This window comes from Cytobacillus sp. FSL H8-0458 (assembly GCF_038002165.1).
Classification (GTDB): Bacteria; Bacillota; Bacilli; order Bacillales; family Cytobacillaceae; genus Cytobacillus.
Map to the genome: position 1 here is coordinate 147,904 of NZ_JBBOBR010000002.1, position 24,266 is coordinate 172,169.

27 protein-coding genes and 1 riboswitch are annotated in these 24,266 nt (G+C 42.3%); of the genes, 8 read left to right on the top strand and 19 right to left on the bottom strand.

Annotated features, from left to right (window positions below):
* Positions 1-125: 125 nt before the first annotated feature.
* Complete coding sequence (locus tag NYE23_RS22105; RefSeq protein ID WP_341081148.1) at positions 126-890, bottom strand: FixH family protein; 765 nt, start codon at positions 888-890, stop codon at positions 126-128.
* Between the two features lie 214 nt (positions 891-1,104).
* On the opposite strand from NYE23_RS22105, the gene spoIIP reads away from it, so the two are divergent.
* Positions 1,105-2,238 carry a stage II sporulation protein P gene (gene spoIIP, locus NYE23_RS22110; protein WP_341081149.1) on the top strand — a complete coding sequence of 378 codons (1,134 nt, stop codon included), beginning with the start codon at positions 1,105-1,107 and terminating at the stop codon, positions 2,236-2,238.
* A gap of 227 nt (positions 2,239-2,465) precedes the next feature.
* Positions 2,466-3,218 carry a (S)-benzoin forming benzil reductase gene (locus tag NYE23_RS22115; protein WP_341081151.1) on the top strand — a complete coding sequence of 251 codons (753 nt, stop codon included), beginning with the start codon at positions 2,466-2,468 and terminating at the stop codon, positions 3,216-3,218.
* Positions 3,219-3,251: 33 nt separating this feature from the next.
* Here the strand turns inward: NYE23_RS22115 and NYE23_RS22120 are convergent, their stop codons facing one another.
* The gene (locus tag NYE23_RS22120) at positions 3,252-3,887 is read right to left on the bottom strand and encodes a histidine kinase (RefSeq protein WP_341081154.1); all 636 of its coding nucleotides are present in this window, start codon (positions 3,885-3,887) and stop codon (positions 3,252-3,254) included.
* Positions 3,888-4,153: 266 nt separating this feature from the next.
* Entirely contained in the window at positions 4,154-4,981 is an 828-nt protein-coding gene (locus NYE23_RS22125) for a DUF2935 domain-containing protein (RefSeq protein ID WP_341081156.1), read from the bottom strand.
* 127 nt (positions 4,982-5,108) lie between these two features.
* On the opposite strand from NYE23_RS22125, the gene NYE23_RS22130 reads away from it, so the two are divergent.
* Positions 5,109-5,240, top strand: coding sequence for a hypothetical protein (locus NYE23_RS22130; protein WP_268745101.1), 132 nt, complete (start codon positions 5,109-5,111; stop codon positions 5,238-5,240).
* Positions 5,241-5,492: 252 nt separating this feature from the next.
* Here NYE23_RS22130 and NYE23_RS22135 read toward each other — a convergent pair whose 3' ends face one another.
* The 5 genes from NYE23_RS22135 to NYE23_RS22155 form a co-directional block, all read right to left on the bottom strand.
* On the bottom strand, positions 5,493-5,705 hold the full coding sequence (locus NYE23_RS22135) for a hypothetical protein (protein WP_341081159.1): 213 nt from the start codon (positions 5,703-5,705) through the stop codon (positions 5,493-5,495).
* 102 nt (positions 5,706-5,807) lie between these two features.
* Positions 5,808-6,386, bottom strand: coding sequence for a peptide deformylase (gene def / locus NYE23_RS22140; protein ID WP_341081161.1), 579 nt, complete (start codon positions 6,384-6,386; stop codon positions 5,808-5,810).
* Positions 6,379-6,570, bottom strand: a complete 192-nt coding sequence (locus NYE23_RS22145; RefSeq protein ID WP_341081163.1) for a helix-turn-helix transcriptional regulator — start codon at positions 6,568-6,570, stop codon at positions 6,379-6,381. The genes def and NYE23_RS22145 overlap by 8 nt, the downstream gene beginning before the upstream one ends.
* Before the next feature lie 212 nt (positions 6,571-6,782).
* Positions 6,783-8,273 carry a potassium/proton antiporter gene (locus tag NYE23_RS22150; protein WP_341081165.1) on the bottom strand — a complete coding sequence of 497 codons (1,491 nt, stop codon included), beginning with the start codon at positions 8,271-8,273 and terminating at the stop codon, positions 6,783-6,785.
* A 329-nt stretch (positions 8,274-8,602) separates the two neighbouring features.
* Positions 8,603-9,136: a GNAT family N-acetyltransferase gene (locus NYE23_RS22155; RefSeq protein WP_341081166.1), complete on the bottom strand. Its 534-nt coding sequence runs from the start codon at positions 9,134-9,136 to the stop codon at positions 8,603-8,605.
* A gap of 268 nt (positions 9,137-9,404) precedes the next feature.
* On the opposite strand from NYE23_RS22155, the gene liaG reads away from it, so the two are divergent.
* Positions 9,405-10,259 (top strand): LiaG family protein, encoded by an 855-nt coding sequence (liaG, locus tag NYE23_RS22160; RefSeq protein WP_341081167.1) that lies wholly within the window; start codon positions 9,405-9,407, stop codon positions 10,257-10,259.
* Positions 10,260-10,388: 129 nt separating this feature from the next.
* Positions 10,389-11,081, top strand: a complete 693-nt coding sequence (locus tag NYE23_RS22165; RefSeq protein WP_341081169.1) for a C39 family peptidase — start codon at positions 10,389-10,391, stop codon at positions 11,079-11,081.
* Between the two features lie 226 nt (positions 11,082-11,307).
* On the opposite strand, the gene NYE23_RS22170 is transcribed toward NYE23_RS22165, so the two are convergent.
* Positions 11,308-12,306, bottom strand: coding sequence for an LLM class flavin-dependent oxidoreductase (locus NYE23_RS22170; RefSeq protein WP_341081170.1), 999 nt, complete (start codon positions 12,304-12,306; stop codon positions 11,308-11,310).
* 142 nt (positions 12,307-12,448) lie between these two features.
* Here NYE23_RS22170 and NYE23_RS22175 point away from each other — a divergent pair, with 142 nt between their 5' ends.
* Positions 12,449-13,165, top strand: coding sequence for a 3-ketoacyl-ACP reductase (locus NYE23_RS22175; protein WP_035329319.1), 717 nt, complete (start codon positions 12,449-12,451; stop codon positions 13,163-13,165).
* Between the two features lie 334 nt (positions 13,166-13,499).
* Here NYE23_RS22175 and NYE23_RS22180 read toward each other — a convergent pair whose 3' ends face one another.
* The 4 genes from NYE23_RS22180 to NYE23_RS22195 all read right to left on the bottom strand — a co-directional run bounded on the left by NYE23_RS22180 (position 13,500) and on the right by NYE23_RS22195 (position 19,508).
* The gene (locus tag NYE23_RS22180; RefSeq protein ID WP_341081173.1) at positions 13,500-16,628 is read right to left on the bottom strand and encodes an MMPL family transporter; all 3,129 of its coding nucleotides are present in this window, start codon (positions 16,626-16,628) and stop codon (positions 13,500-13,502) included.
* Between the two features lie 120 nt (positions 16,629-16,748).
* On the bottom strand, positions 16,749-17,198 hold the full coding sequence (locus tag NYE23_RS22185; protein ID WP_048008428.1) for a MarR family winged helix-turn-helix transcriptional regulator: 450 nt from the start codon (positions 17,196-17,198) through the stop codon (positions 16,749-16,751).
* A gap of 230 nt (positions 17,199-17,428) precedes the next feature.
* Complete coding sequence (locus NYE23_RS22190) at positions 17,429-18,064, bottom strand: DUF4352 domain-containing protein (RefSeq protein ID WP_341081176.1); 636 nt, start codon at positions 18,062-18,064, stop codon at positions 17,429-17,431.
* Between the two features lie 67 nt (positions 18,065-18,131).
* Positions 18,132-19,508 carry an alkaline phosphatase gene (locus tag NYE23_RS22195; protein ID WP_341081179.1) on the bottom strand — a complete coding sequence of 459 codons (1,377 nt, stop codon included), beginning with the start codon at positions 19,506-19,508 and terminating at the stop codon, positions 18,132-18,134.
* A 172-nt stretch (positions 19,509-19,680) separates the two neighbouring features.
* On the opposite strand from NYE23_RS22195, the gene NYE23_RS22200 reads away from it, so the two are divergent.
* Positions 19,681-20,217 carry a flavodoxin family protein gene (locus NYE23_RS22200; RefSeq protein ID WP_341081181.1) on the top strand — a complete coding sequence of 179 codons (537 nt, stop codon included), beginning with the start codon at positions 19,681-19,683 and terminating at the stop codon, positions 20,215-20,217.
* Positions 20,218-20,253: 36 nt separating this feature from the next.
* Here NYE23_RS22200 and NYE23_RS22205 read toward each other — a convergent pair whose 3' ends face one another.
* The 6 genes from NYE23_RS22205 to NYE23_RS22230 form a co-directional block, all read right to left on the bottom strand.
* On the bottom strand, positions 20,254-21,354 hold the full coding sequence (locus NYE23_RS22205) for a mechanosensitive ion channel family protein (RefSeq protein WP_341081182.1): 1,101 nt from the start codon (positions 21,352-21,354) through the stop codon (positions 20,254-20,256).
* A 99-nt stretch (positions 21,355-21,453) separates the two neighbouring features.
* A complete protein-coding gene (crcB, locus tag NYE23_RS22210) occupies positions 21,454-21,822 on the bottom strand; it encodes a fluoride efflux transporter CrcB (protein WP_341081184.1) in 369 nt (122 codons plus the stop codon).
* Entirely contained in the window at positions 21,819-22,196 is a 378-nt protein-coding gene (locus NYE23_RS22215; protein WP_341081186.1) for a fluoride efflux transporter FluC, read from the bottom strand. The genes crcB and NYE23_RS22215 overlap by 4 nt, the downstream gene beginning before the upstream one ends.
* 60 nt (positions 22,197-22,256) lie before the next feature.
* A riboswitch (Fluoride riboswitch) is annotated at positions 22,257-22,317 on the bottom strand.
* 58 nt (positions 22,318-22,375) lie between these two features.
* The gene (locus NYE23_RS22220) at positions 22,376-22,813 is read right to left on the bottom strand and encodes a hypothetical protein (protein WP_341081189.1); all 438 of its coding nucleotides are present in this window, start codon (positions 22,811-22,813) and stop codon (positions 22,376-22,378) included.
* A 40-nt stretch (positions 22,814-22,853) separates the two neighbouring features.
* Positions 22,854-23,006 carry an anti-repressor SinI family protein gene (locus NYE23_RS22225; RefSeq protein WP_341081193.1) on the bottom strand — a complete coding sequence of 51 codons (153 nt, stop codon included), beginning with the start codon at positions 23,004-23,006 and terminating at the stop codon, positions 22,854-22,856.
* A gap of 46 nt (positions 23,007-23,052) precedes the next feature.
* Complete coding sequence (locus tag NYE23_RS22230; RefSeq protein ID WP_341081196.1) at positions 23,053-23,691, bottom strand: TetR/AcrR family transcriptional regulator; 639 nt, start codon at positions 23,689-23,691, stop codon at positions 23,053-23,055.
* Between the two features lie 127 nt (positions 23,692-23,818).
* On the opposite strand from NYE23_RS22230, the gene NYE23_RS22235 reads away from it, so the two are divergent.
* Positions 23,819-24,208, top strand: coding sequence for an LAGLIDADG family homing endonuclease (locus NYE23_RS22235; protein ID WP_341081199.1), 390 nt, complete (start codon positions 23,819-23,821; stop codon positions 24,206-24,208).
* Positions 24,209-24,266: the final 58 nt, after the last annotated feature.

Sequence of the window (24,266 nt, forward strand, 5' to 3'; positions counted from 1 at the left end):
GGACTTTCAGCTGCCTTTTCAGGGGTTTTTTGTCCAAAGTTTCCGCCAAGACACTTTGCGAACTAAAAAATCTTCCTCCAATTAAAAAATCAGCGGGGATATTAATCAACCCCGCTGAAAAGTTTTTATTGCACCGTTAATTCAGTTTCTGTGTGCTCGTGAATGTCGTCGCCTTTCTCTACATGTGTCGTGATAGTGTATGTGCCTGCATTTGCAAACTGATAGCCGGCTGTGTAATTGCCCGGTTCTGTTTCAGACATGTTCACCCATTGAGGTGTTGCACCATTCAGTGAGATTTCAAGCTTTACTTTAGCATCCGCCAGCGGTTCCCCATCATTATCAACCAGGGCAGATAGGTGTGTCTTTTCGTTCGCATGGATTTGGGCAGGGACCTGCAGCTCAATGGATACTTCACTGCCATGGCCATGAGAGTGGCCTTCTTCATGGCCCTCATTTTCTTGATCATGCCCCGTTCCTGATTCCTCTGCTTTTGCCTTACCAACTTGTACAGAAACCATTGGCATGGTATGCTGGCTTCTTGCCGTAACATGGGACTGAACATAGTAGAGGCCTTCCTCAGCAAAAGCATGATCAGCAGTATATTTACCCTCTGACCCGTGCTTTGCCTCTATCATTTCACCGTTTTCTTTTTGTCCTTCCTGCCAGACTTCAAATTTCACCTCATCCGCATCCGTTACAGCTTCACCGCCTTGTTTGACAGTGACAGCAAGAGCTGCATCCGCGCCAGGGTTAATAGTTTCAGGCACCTCGATGACAGCTTCAATGATCTGCGGCACTTCGCCGTTTTTTGCTGGCTTTTCTTCTTCAGATTGGCTGCATCCGCCAAGAACAAGTAAGCCCGCCATTATGCTGAATAATATCTTTTTCAATTTAGTGTCCCTCTCTTTATCTATATTGTTCCTTGATAAGATAACTATAAAAGCCATTTGTGATAAAACAATGAAATCTTTTCAAAAAATAAAAGGCCCTTTCAGGCCTTTTGAGATTCTTTTAATAAATTCCTCAAACAGCCCAATTTCCTCTTCGTTCCTTATCTTCTAATTCAGCTTATCCGTCATATATTTAGAGAGTGGAGGGATTGATATGAATTCTAAATTAAGTGTCCATTCTCTTTTCTTTTATATAAACAGCTGGCTTTTCAGTATTTGTGCGGTCGTGGTGCTTGCCGGGGCTGTTACACTTTATCCGGCTGCCTTTTCTTCGTCACATATGAATGTGCTGCTGAAGGATATTAAAGCCGACCAGCTCTTCATTCACTTTTTAAAAGCTGAAAATCATTATTTTTATAAGGAAGCTCCTGCCGAAAGCTACTCCCTGTCCGGAACCCTATTTAAGCTGGCAACCAACACACAGCCGCAGGATATTAGAACGTTCCTTGGCCGGGAGCTCCCTGGTTTTTCGATTTTTGATACCGGTATTGCTGTTGCCGGAGAGGGTACCGATTTTACCAACCTGCCAGTGGAATCTGCCCCTCCCCTTGAAGTTCTTTTAAAAGAAAAAGAACTGGCTATGAATAACAGCCAAAGTGAGGAAAATGCTGCTCACCCGGCAATTCCGGATGAAAAAGGGGTTTTCATTTACCATTCCCACAGCTGGGAATCATTTGCTCCATTGTTAAAAGATGTAAAGAATACAGATGAGGCCGTCAGTTCCAATGAACAGGTGAATGTTATTGCTGTCGGGAAAAAGCTTAGTGAAGAACTGGCCAGAAAAGGAATAGGTGCTGAGCATGATAAAACCAATATAGCCGCAGAACTGAAAAAGAAGGGCTGGAACTGGGAAAATTCCTATACGATGTCCAGAGAAACTGTCCAGACTGCCATGACAGAGAATAAAGATGTTAAATTCCTAATCGATATCCACAGAGATTCGCTTCCCCGCGGGAAAACAACCGCATTAATTGGCCAGGAGACCTACGCACGACTGTTTTTTGTCGTCGGCAAGGAGCACAAAAACTATGAGCAGAACTTAAAAGTGGCTACAGAGCTCCACCAGGCACTGGAAGCAAAATATAAGGGAATTAGCAGGGGGGTCATTGTGAAAGGAAAAAGTGAAGGAAATGGCATATATAACCAGGACCTTTCCGAACGGGCCCTTCTGGTTGAGTTCGGAGGTGTGGAAAATAATCTGGATGAACTGAATAATTCCATTAAAGCATTTGCGGATGTGTTCAGTGATTATTACTGGAAGGCAGAGCCGGTCAATGCGAAAGATTAGCGCTTGTCATTATTGTCTCCTGTTTACTTTTTTCACCACCTTTTTTCTTTACCTTCTGTTTGGCATAAGCACGATTACGGTTGCCTCCCTGTTTTCAGGAATTTCCCTCTCCATTATCAATTTAATAGAGGATGAAATAAAGGTATTCAGACAGGAACACAATGGCCGATCCAGGAAAAAATAATTGTTTTCTGCTTTAATAGGAGATAATGAAGGAGAAAATAGGAGTGATTAAAGTGAAATTAGCTATCATAACAGGCGCATCAAAAGGGTTAGGAGCTTCTATCGCCAGGAGAATGATGACAGAAGGAACAGGAGTCATATCTGTATCAAGGACAGAAAACCCGGAATTGGCGAAACTTGCTGCAGAGAACCACGTATTCTACGCCCAATATTTCTGCAACCTGTCTTCACCTGATGAGCTTGAATCAGTTTTCAGCAAACTGACTGCATTATTGCAGGAAAAACAGCCGGAGACCGTATATGTATATAACAACGCAGGGGTCATTGATCCAATCGGTACAGCCGGGAATCTCAATCATGAGGCATTAATTCAGAATGCAAACGTTAATCTGATTGCTCCTATAATGATTTCGAACATCCTGCTGCGTGAAGTTTCAAGTGATATGGTCATTGTCAATATTACTTCAGGCGCTGCGGAAAGACCTATACAGGGGTGGAGTGCTTACTGCAGCACTAAGGCCGGAATAAATATGTTCACGGAAACTGCTGCATTGGAATTGCAGACAGCAGGAAGCAGCCATAAGATTATTGCCTTTAGTCCAGGTGTCATGGACACAGATATGCAGGGAACAATTCGTTCTTCAGCGAAGGAATCATTTCATGATCTGGAGAAATTCCAGGCATATAAGGAGAAAGGAATGCTAAGGGATACGGAAACTGTGGCAAACGCATTGGCCGGTCTGCTGCATAAGGAGATTGAGAGCGGTAAAGTGTATTATGTAAATGACTTAATTTAAAGATGTCAAAAGCCGGCTGGCGGGCCGGCTTTCTTATTTATCTTCCAATATATTACTATCGACGACACCATGGTGAATACGCAGAACTTCATGGTTATTTTCTCTTTGTATAACAAAAAAACCATTTGAGAAGTCAGAGGATAATTCTTTAAAGAAGATGCCCTTTATTCCATTCTCGTGACTTTCTCCCATGATCAGATGATAATCGGAGCCTTTTTTGACGATCTGGGCCGGCAGCCCTTTATCTGTATCATCAGAAGGATCATGGACCTTTCTGGAAACTTCTGCGACAAGAATATCCACCCCATCAAGCAGCTGGAATAATTCATTGACCAAGGAAGGCTTTACAATCCGCTCCAGCTTGGTTTGAACAGCCTGTCCAAGAATAATCTGGGTAATTTTATACTCCTGAACCACTTCAGCGATCACCCTGGCAGTTTTCTTGCCCCCGGCATACTTGGCGAGCATCTTCAGCCCGTATTTCTCTGCTAAACTTTCGAACAAGTATTTTGTCTGAAGCTCGTTAAAGTTAAACTCTTCCTGTTTCCGGTTTTCTACAGAGAGAATATAGCCCTCTCCCTGAAAAGCTTCCTTCAGTTTTTTTCCTCTTTGGGCCAGTCTTTCCGCATGATTGGGATTGCTTACACAAATTAATATATTTTCCTTCATTTTAGCACCTCTCCCACCGGATTCTATTTTCAGTATAGCACGAATAACTTGGAATAAACCTGGGGCACAAGGGAACCAAAGTTTGAATCAAAACTTTTTTAGAAAATATGAATAAGAATTTCTTAGTACGGGCATAATAATCCTACAAGTGTAAATCCCCCTTTTTTCAGCTTCCTTTCAAGGAAGCATTTTTTTTGCAAAATTGCCTATTTGCCCGCCAATATAAAAAATAACCCTCCCTTTTTAAGAGAGGGTTCCAAAAGCTATTATACATAAGACGGTTTTTTCAAAGAACATTTTGAAGCTTCTCCCGCTAGTTCAGGAGCATAATAACTGAGCTTTTTAATTAAATAGCAGGCTTCCGGGAAATGGTGTTCGAGAAATCTCAGAGTCGTTTTATTGAGAATTCTTTTGCCTGCATATTTCTGTACAATGCCTTTAATATATTCATTCATTTCAATTACAGCAGCCCCCACGTCCCTCGCCATTTCCTGCTGGCGCGGAAACCCCGGCTCCGTGAATCGGAGATACCCCTTCATATGGCGGTTCTGCACGAGGAACCCCTGAAAAATCCTCGTATAAATTTGAGCCTGTTCCTCTACAAAAACCTCAATTGGATCAATAGAATTCCTCAAAAGGATAATATGCCCCAGCTGATCCTCGAGCCACAAATCCAGCAGATCAAAAAGAGATTGCGGCGGAGGTGTAAGCCCTTTTGCATAATAAGACAGAAGCCGCAAATATTCCTGATTTTCACTTAATGTGCCGTTAAAATACGTTGGCGAAAGATTAATATTGATCTTGTTAATGATTCTCAAATTCTGAAGTTTTCCTTCAAATTGAAAATAGCCATTTGCAATCGGCCATATCTCCATCGCCATTGCAATAGCCTCCTGGGATTCTGCCAGTACAGAGGGGGATAATTGGTTAAGCCTAATCCTGAGATCCCGGAAGGCTCGCCTGTATTCATCCGCTCTTTTTACAAACTTGCCTTCAGCCGGAGAAAGATTGTCCCTGACAAAAATCGCATGATCTTCAAGAATCTCCAGCCAAAAAGCATGCTCCTCCCACGTTGTCAAAACCATTTCATTCATCCAGATCCCCCCATATTAATCCTTTTAAATGTATATGCAATTTAAAAGGAAACATGAAGGCCGGTCCGGATAAAAAGGAAGTGGTTTAGAGAAAATAAGGAAACACTTTTATGAAAGGAGAATCCCAATGACCAAAAAGTATAATAAAGGCAGCAATAATCAAAATTCACCAAGAGGGAACCAATCCCCGATCAGCGGTGATAACAGCAAAGGCAACAAAAGGAATAAAGACCAAAAAGATAAGACTGATTTGGATTAAGAAAAGCGCAATGCGCCCGCCTATATAGAACGCAGACTAAAACCGCCACGTCCTGTGGCAACGTCTGCATGACCCGCATCGTGCGGGCCTCAAGCATAAGACAAGCCGGCTGAAAGGTTGTTCTTTAACCTTTTGGACGGATTGGCTTAGACCCGAGAGCCGATGGCGCCTGGAGCTAGACAGTTATCGAAGTTCAAAGTTATACTTTTAATCCTTTAAAAGAAAACCGGCTTCCTGTTCGAAGCCGGTTTTCTATTCGTCATCGCCTGATATTTTAATTGCTGGTGTTTCGTTATAAAGGTACGTTGGAGCCATATTTTGTTTTGGCTCACGATTATTCATTGCTTCTTGCAGCTTAAGATTAGCGTCTTCTGTTTCTGTCGTACTGCTCATTTGGGAATAAACAGTCTGATCTTCAAGTTTTTCATTTAGCCTGATATTCGTTTCAGCAGTTTTATCATCCATTTACCTAATCCTCCTTTTGTTATAGTTTGTTTTAAGTGATTATTAAATATTACCCCAGTCTGTTTCCATAAAACAAAAAGCATAAACCGATGGCCTATGCTTCTAAAAGTTCTCCATAACCGAGTGTTCCGGAACTTTGAACGGATCATTTTTATCAATTCGATCATAAAACATAATTCCGTTCAGATGGTCAATTTCATGCTGCATGATGATAGACGGAATCCCCTTAAACCTGAGTGTCACTTCCTCGTCATCAAGATTATGTGCTTTTACCTTAATTCGCTCATAACGGGGCACATACCCTTTTACATCACGGTCTACAGACAGGCAGCCTTCACCCTCCGGAAGAAAAATGACACCGACAGAGTGGCTGATAATTTTCGGGTTAATTATATAATGCTCCTGGGGCTCACCTTTTTCATTGGTAAAATAAGCAGTAAACATGCGCTTATTAAGGCCAATTTGGTTGGCGGAAAGTCCAATGCCCGGTCGCAAACCATATTTCTTTGCAATGGCAGGATCCTGGCTGTTTTTCAGATACTGCATCATCGCAATCAGCGTTCCGCGATCTTCTTCAGTCAAAGGCACTGTGACTTCTTTTGTTACTTCGCGCAGGATCGGATCGCCCTCACGTACAATATCCTTCATCGTAATAATTGTATCAGCATTAAATTTACTCATAAATAAACAATTCATCTACCTTTACTTTTAGTGTTTTAGAAATTTTAAAAGCGAGCTTCAGTGTGGGATCATATTTATTATTTTCTATGGAGTTAATTGTCTGCCTGGCCACACTGCATTCTTGAGCGAGCCTTTTCTGAGTTATTCCCAGCTTTTTTCGTATTTCCTTTATTTTATTCTTCATCCTACCACCTTTTGGGCCGAAACTGTTCTTATGGTAGCATTTCAGATGGCTGGATGTCTAATACTTTGGACATTCGTAGCTGCACAAAAAATTTTTTCGCGAAAAATTGAAGATAACCGCAAAATTTTGATTTCATTGTCGATTTACCTTGCTTTATCCGCGAATATGCAAAAAACCAGTGCAGATCCCCTCCACACTGGTTCCCTATTTAACTACGCCTCAGCTTCAACCAGAGTTTCAGCTGGTTTTTTCTTTTTCAGCAGCAGTTTGAGCTCTCTTTTATATTTTCTCTTAGTAAGGATGTAAAGAAAATCTCCCTGCTCAATTTGGGTATTGCCTGTAGGAGTAATTAACTCATCTTTACGAATGATTGCATTGACAAGCGCGCCTTCAGGAAAAGGAATCTCCATCAGATTTTGCCCGATAATGAATGCATCTTCTTCGATTTCGAATTCAATCATTTCAGCATCTGCTTTCCCAAGGGAGACCAATTCCAGGGAATGCATGGGAGTAGCCTTTTCAGGCCCAGTCAGACCAAGCTTTTCAGCTAACAATGTAATTGTTGATCCCTGAATAAGAGCGCTGGTCAGGACAACGAAAAAGACAACATTGAAAATCTCGTGACTGCCTTCCACGCCGGATAGCAGCGGAAAAGTGGCCAGCACAATTGGCACAGCCCCTTTTAATCCTGCCCAAGATAAGAAGATCAATTCTTTCATCGAAAAGCCCATTTTAATGGTGGTTAGAAAAACAGCAGCAGGTCTGGCAACAAATATGAGAAGTGCTGAAAGAGCAAGGCCTTTTAGCAAAATGTCAGATTGGAAAAGTTCATTTGGAAAGACCAGAAGACCTAAAATAACGAACATTGCAATTTGCATCATCCAGGCAAAACCTTCCGTAAAACGGAAAACAGAGTGGCGATAAGCAATGTCTGCGTTCCCAATCATAATACCCGCCACATATACAGCAAGAAGGCCGCTGCCTCCCAGATAAGCTGTTATTCCATATGTCAGCATGGCAAAACCAGTTGCAAACACAGGATAAAGCCCGCTTGAATCCAAGTTAATTTTATTCAATGACCATATTGCGAACTTGCCAAACAAGAGACCGGCTATTGCTCCTACTCCCATTTGGATAAAGAAGGAACCAATAAGTGAGAAAATACCCGAGCCGGGAGTCATGATCAGCTCAATCATGGCAACTGTCAGGAACACTGCCATGGGATCATTAGAGCCAGACTCGGCTTCCAGTGTTGCGGAAATCCTGGGCTTTATATTTTGCCCTTTTAATACAGCAAAAACGGCAGCTGCATCAGTCGAACCGACAATCGCACCAAATAGCACCGCAACAGGCCAATCTACACCGAGAATAAACTTTGCTGCCACAGCAACAAGTCCGGTGGTAATCACAACACCTAAGGTTGCCAATAATAAGGAGGGTACAATGACCGTCCGGGCTGTTTTCCAGTTCGTCTGCAGTCCACCTTCAAACAAAATAATGATAAAGGCCAAAACCCCAATCATCTGTGCAATTCTCGCATTATCAAAATAAATGAATTGACCCAATCCCATTCCGACCGCTATAAACAGAACAAGAGCGGGCACGCCAAGCCGTGCAGAAAATTTAGTTGTCATAACACCAATAATAAAAAGAATAGCAGCCAGCAGGATAAGTGCATCTGTGTGCCAAATAAATTCAGCCAATACGATCACCTTCTTTATTCAGATTTAATTAAAGGTAGGTTAATAAAAAATGTTCTATCGTTGTTGAGGATTTCTTTTTATTGCATCAGCAAACAGGATTATGCCAGGAGAGATGATGACAGCAGCTCATTGCGGATCTTTAGCATGGTGCAGAGCTGCTATTAGAAAGAAGTGACAGTGAGACGTTGGCTTTATTATCTTTTGCAGCTTCCACTGTCTTTATCGTTTTTTAATGTAACATAAATACATCATAACATATATTATGTAACATCGCACTTCATATGCATGATTTTTTTAAAAAAAATCGGACTTGCCCTTAGGCAAATCCGCTAAATTTCTTTAGATAGATGAATCATCTCAGCTTCCATTTTATACTCCTTATAACCGCAGCTTTTATAGAGGTTTACCGCACTATCCCAGACAATATTTGTTTCTAGGACAACTTTTATGTAACCGGCTGCTTTAGCATGATCCTCCAGTTTCCGTACCATCATTCGGGCAATGCCCTGACCCCGGAATTCCTTTTTTACAGACATTCGCTGCAGCCTGCACTCCCCATTGCCTTCATTGGTAATTGCACCCGTACACACCAGTTCATTATCAATTAAACCAGCCAGAAAAAGAGCACCTTCAGCGCTGTATGTTTCTGTAAGGCTGCTCAAATCAGGATTTAACGAATGGTCAATAAACCCGAAGCGTTCCTGGAATCCATTCAATATTAATTCTTTTGCAGCAGTTTCGTGATCTATTGAGATCGGAACAATCTTTATATGCGATTTAATCATTTTCAGCTCAAGCGCAGTCAGCTTTTTATCGCATACCTCATGCTTACTGACATTTCCAATAACATTTGTGATTTTCATAGATTCTCCTGTTTTTTCCTTTTATAATAAGATATTAGCAGGGAAAAGAGAATTCTTTTTAGCGAGTTACTATAGGCAGAGCTCCTCTCTACAACTTCTGCTGCAGTGTATATTCAATTTTGCACATCTTTCGCCGGACAAAACGCTATATATTATATTCCGTAAGACTCAAGTCTTAGCTGAAATTAAACCTGGGGCTCAATGTGCATGAATTGAGATTAGCATAAAATATAATTAAGAAATTATTGAGGGAAAGCAGGGATTCATATTGAAAAGAATCTTCACCATTTTTATCATTTTAGTCTGTTCCTATTTGCTCTTTACCGGCGTGAACAGCTGGCTGAGTTTTGGAGGAAACAGTAATGAAGTTTCTCTCAGTAAGAGGACAGACCATATCAGCATAGATGTATCAAGTTCTGATACAGTCATTATTCCTGAAAAGAGGAATGATGTCAGAGCAGAGCTTGATGGTAAAGGAGAAGTGACCGTAAATAAGTCTGGAAACGAAGTTAGTGTAGAATACAAAAGAAAGTGGCTGGACGGCTTTCAGTTTGTCAATAACAAAAGCAATCTGAAAATCTACATTCCTGAAGATTTCAATAAGTCCATGTCCATTGACATCGGTTCCGGCCGTTTGAATTTCGCCGGTGAATCTGAGAGCAAGCCTTTTGAGCTTGAGAGCCTGGATGTTAATATGAGCTCTGGAAAAGTCAGCCTGGCCAACATAAAGACAGATGAATTTGAGCATGAAGGCTCCTCAGGAATGATGGATGCAGATCACTTATTTGCCCGATCAGGCGAAATAGATATGAGTTCAGGCAAAGTGAAGATTCGCAACTACCAGGGCAAGCTTGACGCCGGGGTCTCATCTGGACAGCTCGATATAATGGTCGGCAAACTGATTGACTCTATTAAAGTGGAAGCCAGTTCAGGCTTTGTCCGTCTTGACTTGCCTGATGATGCAGACTTCACCTTAAAAGGCAAAGCAAGCAGCGGCCATATCAGCAGCGATTTTGAATTGGATGAAGAGGAGCGCGATAAAAATGATATTTCCGGCAAACATGGATCAGGAGAACATGACATCCGCATCTCTGTATCCAGCGGGAAAGCCGAAATTAATTAACTGCTGTATTAAAGTCCGGGAAACCGGGCTTTTTTTGATGATGAATGAGGATTAAGGCTGAGCGCTGTGGGGAACTAGTCTTATACGCAATATTTTGACAAGCGAAATTTGCACAAAGGAGTGTGAGTCTTGAAGAGAGCTATTTTACTGGTATCCATCCTGCTGTCAGGCTGCTCATCACCATCCTGGATGACCGGCCAGGAAAGTGAAACCGAATCCGCAGAACAGGAAGACGGCAAAGTGTTAATTGATGCCCCTCATTATTCACAAAAGCCTGAACTTGAAAGAGGATGTGAAGTAACCAGTCTTGCCATGCTCCTGAATCATGCTGGAGAAGAGACCGATAAAATGGAATTAGCCGAAAAAATAAACCGTGTTCCTTTCGAAAAGGATGGCTATCGCGGAAATATTCACAAAGGCTTTGTTGGCAATATGCAGACATTGAACGAACCCGGGCTCGGCGCCTACCATGAACCCGTTGCAGAACTGGCTGAAAGCTATTTGCCCGGGAAAATTGAAGACCTGACAGGCAGCGGATTCGACAAAGTGATCGAGCAGCTTGATGACGGCAGACCAGTCTGGGTGATCATCACCAGCACTTACGACGTATTGCCTGATTCAGAATGGGAAACCTGGGAAACAAAAGATGGTCATGTCAAAATAACATACCGAATGCATGCTGTATTAGTCACAGGCTATGATGAAGATCATATCTATGCAAATGATCCGCTTAAGGAGAAAAATACACAATACCAAAAAGACAAGTTTATTGCCGGATGGGAACAGATAGGAAGACAGGCAATCACTTATGTGGATAAATAAAAGAGGATGTTGTTTGGGGATAACTTTTATCTCAATCATAATCATCTATGTGGATAACTCTATTATCCCCTTAGTTTATCCACTTAGTGTGGATGAATCGAACAAAAAACGCTTCTAATTGTGGATACTTCTGAAAAATTAAAAAAATCAATGAATTAGTTATGCACATTTTGAAACAGCGGGAAGTCAATCCCCAACCGTTGGATTAATTGTGGATTACAAATTCTCAACTTAAGCCGATAACTTCAGCCAGCAGTGTGTATGAATTCAGCTTGCCCTGAAAATCATGAATATTGGTGATGATCATAAACTCATCTGTTGCGTAAATTTCGCTGAGCAGCTGCAATTCTTCTTTTATTTTTGCCGGGGTGCCGATTAATATCCGCTTGCGGTTTTCTGTAATTTTTTCTTTTTCCTCATGTGTTAGCTGGATATCTACTGCTTCTATGCTTGGGATTATTCTCGTATCCCTCCCTTTTTCAACTGCCAGAAGCCACATATCCTGGCTCAATGCCAGCTTCTCAGCCTCTTCCTGTGTCTCAGCGCATACAACAAAAATACACACATTTGCTTTCGGTTCAGCCAAAGCTGCTGAAGGCTGGAATTGACTGAAATATGTATCCATTGCTCTCTTTCCATTGGCAGGATTGATAAAGTGTCCATACGTAAAGGCAACTCCAAGTTCCGCAGCCAGTCTTGCTCCGCGATGGGTGATTCCAAGAATCCACAATAGTGCAGGGTCTTCAGCCTGTGGAAAAGCTTTGACTTGCTGATAAGGATGTCCTTCTGGAAGCTCTTTGTTCAAAAACCCCTGCAAATCCCTAAGTTGTCTCGGAAATTCATTCAGACTTTTCCTTACTCCATCTGTCAGGGCAAGCCTTGTGGATGCGGATCCTCCAGGAGATCTCCCAACGCCCAAATCGATTCTTCCTGGAAATAATGTCTGCAGGACATTAAAGTTTTCGGCAATTTTATAAGGACTGTATTGCGGTAAAAGAACCCCGCCTGAACCAACCCTGATTCGGCTGGTGCTTGATGCTATATGGGAGATAAGAATTTCCGGTGAGGAGCCAGCCATTCCGTTCGAATTATGATGCTCAGCCACCCAAAAACGACTGTAGCCAAGCTCTTCTGCCATCTGAGCAAGCTTGACTGTTTTACGAAAAGTATCCGCTGCAGTATCCCCTTTTGCCATGACCGATTGATCCAATACACTCAGCTTCATGCGAACTCCCCCTTTTTATTGAAGCGATCTTATCATAATGTCTATAGCTTCCTCAAATGTCTCAACTGCGCAAGCGGTTTATTAGGAAATCCATCTGCTTTCTGGTAGTATATGAATGATTTTTTTTAGAGGAGGAAAAACGATGCATACATTAAAAGGTAAAACAGCTCTCATCACAGGAGCAGGCAGAGGGATAGGGCGTGCAGCAGCTATCGCGCTCGCGAAAGAAGGCGTCCATATTGGCTTGCTTGGCCGCACGATTGAAAATCTTGAAAAAATGGCAGATGAACTGAGCCAGTACGATGTGAATGTATCTGCTGCAGCAGCCGATGTTGCCGACCTTGAAGCTGTTACTCATGCAGTCGAGCATATTAAGTCAGACCTTGGCTCTGTGGATATCCTGATTAACAATGCCGGAATCGCCAAGTTTGGAGGATTCCTGGAGCTGTCTCCGGCTGAGTGGGAAAGCATCATCCAAGTCAACTTGATGGGTGTTTATAATGTTACAAGAGCCGTTCTCCCTGAAATGATTGAACAGAAGTCCGGAGACATTATCAACATTGCATCCACAGCAGGCCAAAAAGGTGCGCCTGTCACCAGTGCATACAGCGCATCCAAATTTGCCGTTTTAGGCTTAACAGAGTCCCTGATGCTTGAGGTTAGAAAACACAATATCCGAGTTAGCGCGTTGACTCCAAGTACGGTTGCCACTGACCTTGCGATTGAAACAAACCTGACCGACGGCAACCCTGAAAAAGTCATGCAGCCGGAAGATCTGGCAGAATTCATGGTAGCACAGCTGAAATTAAATCCGCGGGTGTTTGTGAAAACAGCCGGCATGTGGTCGACAAATCCATAAGATTTAGCAGAAGCCCCAATTGCTTAATGATTGGGGCTTTACGCTTCTTTTTGAAAGCTGTTTTCGTAAAGTTTGTTGCTTTTTTATAACTTAGATTAATTTGCTGAGTTGATTGGAGCGGAAGGTGCGAGACTCCTGCGGGAGTAGCGGGACAGGTGAGACCCCGCAGACGCGGAGCGTTGAGGAGGCTCACCGCCCGCCCCGCGGAAAGCGAGCAGCCTGGAGCGGAAATCAACGGACAACATTGATAGGCGAAAACAACAATTTATACGAAAAGAGCCTTTTGAAATAAACCATCAAAAAAAGACTGCCATAAAGACAGTCTCCGCTTTCATTAATTCTCACTTCTTTTAAATGGCCACCAGTTTGCCTGGCCGAAGTTCTTGACCATGACCGGTATAAACAGCGGCAGCACAACCAGTGCGTAAAGCATTAATCCAATCAGAACGATGGATGCGATCTGCAATAGCGACAGCATTCCGGATGGCATCATTGCCGCGAATGTTCCGCCCAGGATTACAGCAGCTGAAATAATAACAGTGCCCATCTTTTTCATGGATAACAGCATGGCATCTGCGATTGAAAGGTCACGATATTCATTAAAGCGGTCCATTAAGAAAATGCTGTAGTCAACGCCAAGCGCGACGAGAATAACGAATGCAAAGAATGGAACCGCCCAGCTGATGCCTGTATATCCAAGCAGATTCACAAAAATCGCCTCGTTCATTGCCATACTTGTATAGTAGGTCAGAATCAATGAACCAATTAAATAGATTGGCATGATGATAGACCTGAAAAGGAACACAAGGATGATGGAAATGCCCAGCAGCATCAATACGACTGTACGGGAATAATCCTGATCAGACATTGTGCTTAAGTCAGCATTGGTACTTGTAATCCCGCCTACCGCCACAACCGCATTTTCAAGCTTAGTCCCTTTTGTCGCTCTTTCCACAGCTTCCTTGATTTCATCCACCTGGTTAATGGCTTCGTTGGAATAAGGATTTGCTTCAAGCACTACATCCATTGTCATAACTTTACGATCCTCTGACAAATAGACATCAAACACCTGAGCAAACTCTTTATCCTCCAGAACCTCCGGCGGCAGATAGAAACCATCCATATTATCCGAGTTTGAAAGACCTGACAGGTAATCCTGTGCAGAACCAAGTCCTTCAGATACCTGCTCAAGCCCATCTGCACTCTGGCTAAGGCCATCTGTCAGCTGGCTTATTTGTCCTCCTAGATCGCCAAATCCGGCAAGAAGCTGTTCCTGCCCGCCATTGATTCCGGCTAAACCATTTGTCAGCTTTGGAAAATTATTAACGATTTGTCCCTGGCCATCAGCAAGCTGATTGAGTCCTGCCTGCTGGGCTTCGATTCCATCGATCAGCTGCTGGAGCCCGGCAGCTAATTCCTTTTGGCCGGATATGGCGGTTCCGAAGTTTTTATTTGCTTCCGCCAAGCCATTTTGCAGCTGTGTTAACCCCCTATTAGCAGCATTGATTCCTGCTGAAACTTTTGGAAGCTGCTGCTGCAGGCCTGCTACTTGACCTTTGATTGCTTGGTATTGAGGGTCTTGGGCCAACTCAGGGTCCTTGGTTTCAACATAGCCAAACAGTGCTTCATTTGCCTGTCTGATGCCATCCGACAGCTGATTTAAATTCGCCTGGATTTCTTTATAGCCCGCCATTAAGGAAGGAATGGCCTCTTCTCCTGACTGATACCCAACTAGCAGCTGCTGGTATCCGGCGAGAAGCTCTTCGGCACCAGCCTTGGATTTTTCCAAACCATCTTTAATTTGATCTGAACCTGCCGATCCCTGACGAATACCATCTTCGATTTTAGCCAGGTTTGTCTGAATTTCACCAAGACCCGATTTGATTTCATTGGTGCCGGAAATCAAGTCATTGATTCCTTTTGTGGCATTCTGCAGCTCAGGTTCTGATTTGGACAGTTCGCTGCTTGCTTCATTCAAGCCATCTGAAATTTTGTTCAGTCCATCTTTTCCTTCCCCAAGCCCTTCTTCAAGCGTTTCAGCTTGTTTGGCAACAAAGAAGTCTTCGATCGGCTCTCCAGTTGGTCTTGTAACAGAACGAACTGTATCAACCAAGTCTACTTTTTCAACCTCACGGCTAATTTTTTCAGCCAGGCCTACATATTCTGCTGAATCCATTTCCTCATCGTTTTTCAAGACGATCTGCGTTGGCATGGATTCTCCCGGCCCAAAGCTGTCAGCAATGGCATTAAACGCCTTAATGGAATTAACATCCCCGCCGATTTCCTCAAGGGAGTTGTATGAAAGTTCTCCGTCATATGTCACCAGGAATGGCACACAAACGGCTGCTACGATAAGCAATGCCAGGAATGGACGCGCCAGCGAGAATCGGCCGGCCGTACCCCATAGCTTGCTTTCACCGTGCTCGGCACTCTTTCTCGAAGGCCAGAAAATTTTCTGTCCCAGCACCGCCATAAAGAATGGCACAATCGTAAATAAAGCAATTAAAAGGATCGCTACACCAATGGCCACAGCTGCTGCTGACTGGTAAAGAATAAACTGCGAGAAGCCAATTGCAGCAAAGCCAATCATAACAGCCAGTCCGCTGAAGAATACTGTGCGCCCCGCATTGCGGTATGTTGCCACAATGGCGTCCGCTGTGCTTTCATTATAGGAAAGCTCTTCTTTAAAACGGCTAAGCAGCAGGATACAATAGTCTGTTCCAATCCCAAACAGAATCGCTACAAGGAAAATTTGGGTATAGTTTGAAATGGGAAAATCCAGCTTATCTACTAAAAATGCCACAATGGATTGTGAAGCAAGGTAAGTGAATCCCACTGTCAGGAGCGGGATAATCGGAGCAACCACTGAACGGAAAACCAGCAGCAGAACAACCAGAATAAAGACGACTGTAATTCCTTCCGTCTTTTTCAGCCCTTCCTGCGAACTGTTCATGAGATCTTCATTGATCAGCCATTCACTCGTATAATAATGATCTACCTTTGCATCATCAATAGCTGAATAAAGATCTTCACTCAGCTCAGCTGGCTCACGGCCGTTCCAGCTTACGTTGACAGAAGCCAGAATGGACTTGCCATTCTCTGAAACAAGCTGGTCCTTCAGGCTTTTTTCATTAAAATGGGTAAGCATTTCTGTAATGCCCAATTCGCTGCTTTTGTCTTCAAGCATGCGGATAGCTTTCTCCGCTTCTTTGATTTCTTCTCCTGTGAGCTTTTTATCATTATGAAAAACAAGTGCGATCTGGGTCTCATCCCCGCCGCCTTCCTGTTTCTGCACTTCTTGCATGATATCCCCGGCAAGTGTGGATGAATACTCTTCAGGAACAGTAATCTGCCCTTTATCACGGACCAGATCTGCCATGTTTGGCGCTGCCATAAACAAGCAGGCAGCCACTGCGATCCAGACGGCAATGACAAGCCATTTTCTTTTAATAATTGAATACACTATATTATCCCCCGCTTTGTTTTCTGATAAAGTGAAAGCTCAATCAGTGGGTACTTTACCCCTCTGATTGTTAGTCTTCCGCCATACTCTTTGATTGCTATGAGTCTAGAGGCGGCAGTCTTACTGCCCGTTAGACTGCGATAGTACTTTATCCAATTTCTCAAAGGTTTCAATGAACTGCTGAATTTCAGCCTGATCAAATCTGTTTATCAGTGACTCTACAAGATTATGAATCTTTTCTTCTGCTTTGACGTACAGCTCATTCCCTTTTTCGGTAAGTGTCAGATAGACTACCCTGCGATCATTCTCATCACGTGTCCGCTGAATCAGGCCTTTTTCCCACATGCGCGTAATCATGGCTGTGATCGCACTCTTTTTTACATCAAACACTTCCGCAAGCTCTGACGAAGTACAGGAACCTGCCTGATTTATGTACCTCAGAGTAAAATGCTGATCATTGGTCAGATCGCTGCCAATCTGATTTTTTACAAGTGACGCAGCCTTTTTCTCAACAGAAAAAGAAACGGCAATATACCGGTCGACCAAATCCTTAATGTCTGGCACACTCACTTATATATTCACCTCACAGTGTGATTATTCTATCGTTTAACTGTTCAACTACTTAACTATTAACGTAGTTAACTTTAATATAGGGAAGGATTGTTGTCAATTTAACTTTATCAACTGGAATAAAATAAAGTTCACCTTGCTCATTTGCGATAACAGCGAAGGATTCTAATTCATTGAGTTTGAACTTATCGGCGAAACTAAAAAAGACCCCATCTCTGGAGCCTTGTCCGTTAAAATTCGATTTTAATCTTTTTTGCATCTTCAATCTTGTTATTATCACCACTAAACACGTCGCTGGTGGTTATTTCAATACTATTCAGATCCGATTTTTCAATGATAAAGCCAACATTGCCGTATTTGGTTTCGTTAGGCCCAATTTCTTCGTTAAGCCCATCAAGATACATATCTTTTTCCCAGGTTATTTGCTCGCCTTCGCTTGTTTCAAGGATGGCTGCCGGGGCAAAATTCACTTTTTGATCAGAGGTGTTCTTTATTTCCACAAAAACCTTAACAAAGTCGAATTCCTCGTCATGGGTCAAGGTGTGAAAATAGTCAACCAGACTGTAGTCAGGCTTCAGATGCATCACTTTGGCATCAGTTATTTTCATTTCGATTGGGCCAATATTATAAATTCCATCCACAGTTTTTGCTTTTTTTAAAGTGATTTCACCTTTTTCATCTATGTGAGTCTTCCCTTCTTTCCACAGCTGCCGGTCGTCCGGAACCTGAGGGTTTGGGTCATAATTTTTCACCGATTCGTTTTCTGCCGGAACTTCTGCCTTAACCTCTGCAGGCTGTTCGGGGGCACTTGAGCAGCCGAACAGGACAGTGGATAAGAGCGTAATCACTGTGATTATTTTTATCATGATGATCCCCCTTCAGTTATTGTAAAAAAGTTCCCGCTGCATTCCAAAAGCAGCGGGAGATAAAAATTTATTTATCTTCAATCTTTACTTTAGACTCTAATATCTCAAAGATCAGTTTAGCCTGGTCAGTATTCTCAATTTGCCCTGCAAATCGGTCGCTGGCTGGGCCAAATGCATAAACAGGCACATCTTCGCCAGTATGTCCGCCTGTTGTCCAGCCCGTATGGGAGCGCTGGTTGAAAATTTCTTCAATGGCGTTATCGATGTCTGCTGCCTTTTTCGTTTCAGCAGCTTTTTTAACAGATTGAATTTCTTCTTCTTTTAAATCAAGATCAATATATTCCTTTAGCGTTTCTTCCACACCGGCTCCATTGGCAATTTCCTGAGCCATGAAATCTGGTGTGCGCTTCGCTGCTTTAATTGGCTCGCTGAACCAGTTATAGTTGCCATCTGAACCGATGGAATAGCCGCCAGTTGAATGATCAGCAGTTGCTACCACAAGGGTGTGCTTGTCCTTCTTCGCAAACTCGATCGCTGCTTTGAATGCTTTCTCGAAGTCTTCCATTTCACTCATTGCGCTAACGATGTCATTATCATGGCCAGCCCAGTCTACCTGACTTCCTTCTACCATCAGGAAGAAGCCGTCTTTATCTTTGTTCAAACGCTCGATTGCAGAAGCAGTCATATCCTTCAGTGAAGGTGTGTCTTCTGTGCGGTCAATCATTTTGGGCATGCCGCGTTCTGCAAACAGACCAAGGACTTGTTCATTTTTATCTGCCAATAATTCTTTGCGGTTTGTTACATAGCCGTATCCGTCTTTCTTGAATTCCTCCGCGATGTTTCTGTCTTTGCGGACAAGTAAATCAGTTCCCCCGCCAAGAAGAACATCTACTTTGTGCTTGCCATTGATAAGCTCATCATAATAATCATCGGCAATGGCATTCATATTCTGCCGGCTTTCGTCATGCGACCCGAATGAGGCAGGAGTGGCATGCGTAATTTCTGATGTAGCTACAAGACCAGTCGCTTTTCCTTGCTCTTTCGCTGCTTCCAAAACTGTTTTTACCTCAGAACCGTCATTATCAACAGCAATGGCATTGTTATATGTTTTTATGCCTGCAGACATGGCTGTGGCTGCCGATGCAGAGTCTGTAACATTTTGTTCGGGATCTTCCGGATAAGTCATTTGCTGGCCGACCAAATATTTATCTAACTCAGTACGTTCAACAAATTTTGTGCCGGGATCGTCTTTTAAATAGCGGTATGCAGACGTGTATGATACGCCCATCCCGTCGCCGATAAGGAAAATAACATTTTTGATTTCTCTTTTATCTGATTGTCCTTTAGCTTCTGTTTGCTGTACTGAACCAATAAGTCCGCCAAACGCAACTGCAGAAGCAGCAAGGATTGGAAGTGTCTTTTTTGTGAATTTCTTGAATGTCATTCTATGAACCTCCCTTTTTTAACTTACATGTAGTAGTATAGAACCCTAATGTAAATGAGAGATTAATAGAATGTAAATATGGATTAACACTTATGTAAAGATGCTTTTTTTGCTTCCCCTAAAATTTTTATGTAAAATTCATACAAAGACGATAGTCGAAGGAGAGATTTCAATGAAAGTATTGGCTTTGCTGGGCAGTACCAGAGAAAACGGGAACTCGGAGTATTTGGCAAATAAGATTGTGGAAGGGACTGATCACACCCTGGTAAAATTAGCAGACCTGCATATCGAACCGATTGTGGATAAGAGGCACGCGGAAGGCGGCTTTACAATGGTCGATGACGACTATGAACAAGTAGTGAGGCACATGCTGTCACATGATATTTTCATATTCGCAACCCCTTTATACTGGTATGGCATGAGCGGTCCCATGAAAGATTTCTTTGATCGCTGGTCACAGTACCTAAGGGATGAACGCTTTAATCTGAAAGAAGAGCTGGCAAGGAAGAAAGCCTATGTTGTTATTACAGGCGGCGCCAGCGCGAAAGTAAAAGGACTTCCTCTTGTTCAGCAATTTCAATACATTTTTGATTTTGTCGGGATGGAATTTGCTGACTATATCATCGGGAGCGGGGTAAAGCCGGGAGAAGTGAAAGAAGATTCTTTAGCATTAGCGATGGCCGAACAATGGAATAAGTTATTTTCATAATAAAAAGGCGGACTCAAGGGTCCGCCTTCTTATATATTATGATTCCTGTCTCACTCTGGATTCTTTTTTCAGCTGGTTTTCGCCCTCAGGATCTAAGTATAGTTTCCTGCTTGGCATAGCAACATAAACACGCTCATTTTCAAGAATGTCCATGATCTCAAAATTGATTTCTTCCTTAATTTTCAGGAATTCGCCCCAATTTGTCGTTTTGGTGAAGAAATAAAGGAATATATCGAGCCCATTTTCTTTGTAGTCGTCAAAGGTAACAAGAATGGTTTCCGGATGAATATCCGGATGATTTTTTAAAAGATACTCGATCTGCCCGACGACATTAGCCATTTGATCTTTAGTTGTATCATGGGTAACACGCAGTCTAAAGCTGATCTGTCTTTTTCCCATCTTGCTCCAGTTGGTAATGGATTCATTTGCTAAAGTTGCATTAGGAACAGTAACAAGCGCCTGGGAGAAGGTTCTAACCCTGGTGCTTCGAAAAGAAATGTCTTCAACGGTTCCCTCTACACTTGGTGTCATAATCCACTCACCGATTGTGAACGGCTTTTCAGTAATAATGACGAAGCCGCCTAACAAATTGCCAAGTACGTCCTTAGCAGCAAAAGCAATGGCAACTCCGCCTAACCCGAGTCCTGCCACAAAACCATTCACATCATAGTTAAATTCTTGAGCAACAATGCTGATACTAATAGCCACAATCACGAATCTCAATGCCTTAGAAATGAATGGAATGAGAATATCATCAATTTCCAGATTGTACTTAACCTTTAGGCTTGTGAAAAGGGCTGAAGATGCCGATGCCATATTGTACAAGCCCCATGTGAGCATGATGATGACAGATGCTCTAATAATATCCAGGAACAGTGAATTATGCTGATTCAGATAAGGAAAATAACCAACAGAAAAATAGATTCCTATAATAATGAATAAACACTGAATCGGCTTTTGAAATGAAACAAATACGTGTGAGAAAAAGTCATTTGGGGCTTTTCTGCTAAGCCTTAATAATAGTGTAAATACATATTTGGCAAAAAGCTTCCGGAAAAAGAGAAACAGCAGGAAAATTCCAATTGATATTCCCAAGTCCACTAATATATCTTCTTTCATGTAAGTTTCCCAGAACATATGAATAACCTCCTTGATGCTATTTGTTATCATAACATAATTCTGTAAGACAGGTTATCATACGAAATTCCCTAAAAAACGCATTGGAAAAACCTTTCTTCATCTGAGGAGCACTCCCATTTCAATACCCAGAAAAGCCAAAAGAACACCGCCGCCATAGCTCAATACATTATAAAGAATGAGCTCTTTTTTCCTTTTATCTATGTGAAGCTGTATCGCTTCCAGCTTAAATGTAGAAAAAGTAGTGAAAGCCCCCATAAATCCTGTGCCGAGCAGCATAAAAAGTCCGCCCTTTATTCCTGAACCCACCATGATTCCGAGAAGCAGTGAACCAAATAAGTTAATAATAAGCGTGGCAGCAGGGAAACCCGACACAAACCTTTTACTAATAAACTGACTGACCCAAAGCCGGGAAATCGCTCCAAAGAAACCGCCTATCCCCACCATTAGTACATATAACGTACTCATCCGGCATCTTCTCCTTTCCTGACTTGAAATCCCAAGCGGCTCATCCATAGTCCGCCAAAAATGCTGGCCGCAATATACAAAACGGCCAGAACTGTCTTTCCATTGAGAAAAAGTGCTGCCGTTTCAACACTCAATGTCGAAAAAGTGGTAAAGGATCCAACAAAGCCCGTTCCCAATGCTGTTTTTATATGGGCCGGCAAAGAAAAACGAACCATCAGCCCCGTCGTCAGCCAAGCCAGGAGAAAACTTCCCAGAAGATTAACCGTCAAAGTGGCAAATGGAAAAACGGCACTTTCCTGAAAAAAAAGAACACCCATGCTGTAACGTAATGCGGCACCTAAAAACCCCGCTGCGCCAACCAGTATATATACCATCCGGAACCCTCCATTTTTCTTAGTTTACCCAAAACAAAAAGACTCCTGCCAGTTACCACATAACTGACAGGAGTCATTAGCCAAAAGGCAGTTAAAGGTGAACTCCATCACCTGATAAGACGAATCTTTACTAACACTATAAAACATATTAACAAGGATTAAAAGACAATTATCCTAATTCAGTAAGAATTCCCCTTTTTTATAAACAGCGAAGAAAGCAGCAGACCATATAACAGATGGCCTAGAAGCCAGAAAAATATGGCAGGTAAAGATGTAAGTTCAGGGGTTCGATCAGATAATGCAGTCGTCGGATAAAGCAGAAATCCTATCGAAAAGGTGATGAATAATGTACGGACGATGATTTGGGTCCCGTTCCAGCGGTATTTTTTTATTATAAATAATAAACTGAATGCCACAACAACTGAAATGATCAGATGAAATCCAAATTCGATTAATTCGGGAAAATGGTAGTTTTTTAAAATCGGAAAGTAATCCACATTTAATAGCAATGTGTACACTTTTATACCAGTGGATATCTCAATCATTTTCAGAAATAACCCCAGAAAAGTTCCAGATAGCAGTCCCTTAAAAGTGCCCCGTATCCAAAGTTTCCTCATTTGTTCCTATCCTTCCCATTGATCACAGGATAAAATCAAGCTATTTATGATTTTCCGGGATCTTGCCTTTATTAGGCCCTATCGTGGATTGTTTTATATAGTCCTGTATTTCCTCAATTGTTAACCCCAGCTGTTTGGCTGTCAATATTAGCTCAACCCATTCTTTATCAATTTTCCCCTCACAGGTTTCCATTCCCTTTTCCACTCTCCCGTAAAGATTCTGTTCCCCTCAGAAGTCTTCATTGAGTGCTGCTTTTATTAATCATTCCATATAGGAATAAATGGACAATTTCTTTTGCTAAATCTTCTGGAGTCTTTATCCCTTTAAATAATTTGGTTAATGTCAGGCGTTCAATAATCCCTGTCAGACTCTCTGCGACAGTTCCCATATCAATATCTTCCCTGAAGTATCCTGCCTGCTGCTCTGACAAGAGGTTGGCTTCAATTTGACCAGCAAGTATCTCCTTAAATTCGCCGGCATCCGAAGCCATAAAAAAACCGATGCGGGTCAATTCCTGATTCTCCATAAAAAATGTAAAGATAGCAGTTAGGCCTGAGGTTATTCGTTCAGGCAATGATGACAAATCAACACCTGTTTCCACACGGCTCCTGGACGTAAGCTCTGAAATCCGTCTGCGAAACAGGTCGACAAGCTCTTGGAAAATGGCATCTTTGCTTTCAAAGTAAAGGTAAAACGAAGGCTGTGTCAGACCCGCCCTTTTCACAATATCGCTGATTTTTGTATGAAAATAGCCTTTCTGCGCAAATTCCTCCTCGGCAATTTCAAGAAGCAATGCGCGGCTCTGCTCCCCGCTGGCCCCTATTTTCCGGCCTCTGTGCCCCATAAATAACAGCTCCGTCTGCATTATATTACTCACAAGTATTATCCGCCATCACTATAGGGAAAGTCAACCAATTATCTGAATTTTTTATTAATATATGGAAAGTTTATGTTATAATCAAAAAAGGGAACGTATATTCTTATTTTACACTGGGGGATGGGAAATGGAAAGTTTTGAAGCAGCTTATATTGCAGGAATTATTGACGGTGAAGGAACAATCACTCTAACCAGGATACATGCGAGTGAGCATCGCCGGCCCTGTATAACAATAGCATCTACTGATAAGGAGCTGTTAGTCTATATACATACATTAACAGGCGGGACAATAATTAATAAAAAGAATTACAAGCCGGGTATTCACAAAAATTCTTTCTCTCTGAATATTAAACAAAAGGAACAAGTTATGTTCGTACTAAAACAAGTATCACCTTATTTAAGAGTGGATAAAAAGAGAAATCGGGCTTTATGGATCCTTGATAATTATGAAAGAGTAACTCCGAGAAATGGTAAATATGATGTAGAGAAGTTAAGACAGAAGATTTTACTTTTTTAAGATATTAAATGACTGTGACGTAAACCATAACCTTTCCACGCTTAGAGCCACTTGACTT

Coding starts and splice junctions, on each gene's coding strand:
- spoIIP (WP_341081149.1), top strand. CDS start 1,105: ATGAATTCTAAATTAAGTGTCCATTCTCTTTTCTTTTATATAAACAGC.
- NYE23_RS22120 (WP_341081154.1), bottom strand. CDS start 3,887: ATGAAGGAAAATATATTAATTTGTGTAAGCAATCCCAATCATGCGGAA.
- NYE23_RS22125 (WP_341081156.1), bottom strand. CDS start 4,981: ATGAATGAAATGGTTTTGACAACGTGGGAGGAGCATGCTTTTTGGCTG.
- NYE23_RS22130 (WP_268745101.1), top strand. CDS start 5,109: ATGACCAAAAAGTATAATAAAGGCAGCAATAATCAAAATTCACCAAGA.
- NYE23_RS22135 (WP_341081159.1), bottom strand. CDS start 5,705: ATGGATGATAAAACTGCTGAAACGAATATCAGGCTAAATGAAAAACTT.
- def (WP_341081161.1), bottom strand. CDS start 6,386: ATGAGTAAATTTAATGCTGATACAATTATTACGATGAAGGATATTGTA.
- NYE23_RS22145 (WP_341081163.1), bottom strand. CDS start 6,570: ATGAAGAATAAAATAAAGGAAATACGAAAAAAGCTGGGAATAACTCAG.
- NYE23_RS22155 (WP_341081166.1), bottom strand. CDS start 9,136: ATGAAAATCACAAATGTTATTGGAAATGTCAGTAAGCATGAGGTATGC.
- NYE23_RS22170 (WP_341081170.1), bottom strand. CDS start 12,306: ATGAAGCTGAGTGTATTGGATCAATCGGTCATGGCAAAAGGGGATACT.
- NYE23_RS22175 (WP_035329319.1), top strand. CDS start 12,449: ATGCATACATTAAAAGGTAAAACAGCTCTCATCACAGGAGCAGGCAGA.
- NYE23_RS22190 (WP_341081176.1), bottom strand. CDS start 18,064: ATGATAAAAATAATCACAGTGATTACGCTCTTATCCACTGTCCTGTTC.
- NYE23_RS22195 (WP_341081179.1), bottom strand. CDS start 19,508: ATGACATTCAAGAAATTCACAAAAAAGACACTTCCAATCCTTGCTGCT.
- NYE23_RS22200 (WP_341081181.1), top strand. CDS start 19,681: ATGAAAGTATTGGCTTTGCTGGGCAGTACCAGAGAAAACGGGAACTCG.
- NYE23_RS22205 (WP_341081182.1), bottom strand. CDS start 21,354: ATGTTCTGGGAAACTTACATGAAAGAAGATATATTAGTGGACTTGGGA.
- crcB (WP_341081184.1), bottom strand. CDS start 21,822: ATGAGTACGTTATATGTACTAATGGTGGGGATAGGCGGTTTCTTTGGA.
- NYE23_RS22215 (WP_341081186.1), bottom strand. CDS start 22,196: ATGGTATATATACTGGTTGGCGCAGCGGGGTTTTTAGGTGCCGCATTA.
- NYE23_RS22220 (WP_341081189.1), bottom strand. CDS start 22,813: ATGAGGAAACTTTGGATACGGGGCACTTTTAAGGGACTGCTATCTGGA.
- NYE23_RS22225 (WP_341081193.1), bottom strand. CDS start 23,006: ATGGAAACCTGTGAGGGGAAAATTGATAAAGAATGGGTTGAGCTAATA.
- NYE23_RS22235 (WP_341081199.1), top strand. CDS start 23,819: ATGGAAAGTTTTGAAGCAGCTTATATTGCAGGAATTATTGACGGTGAA.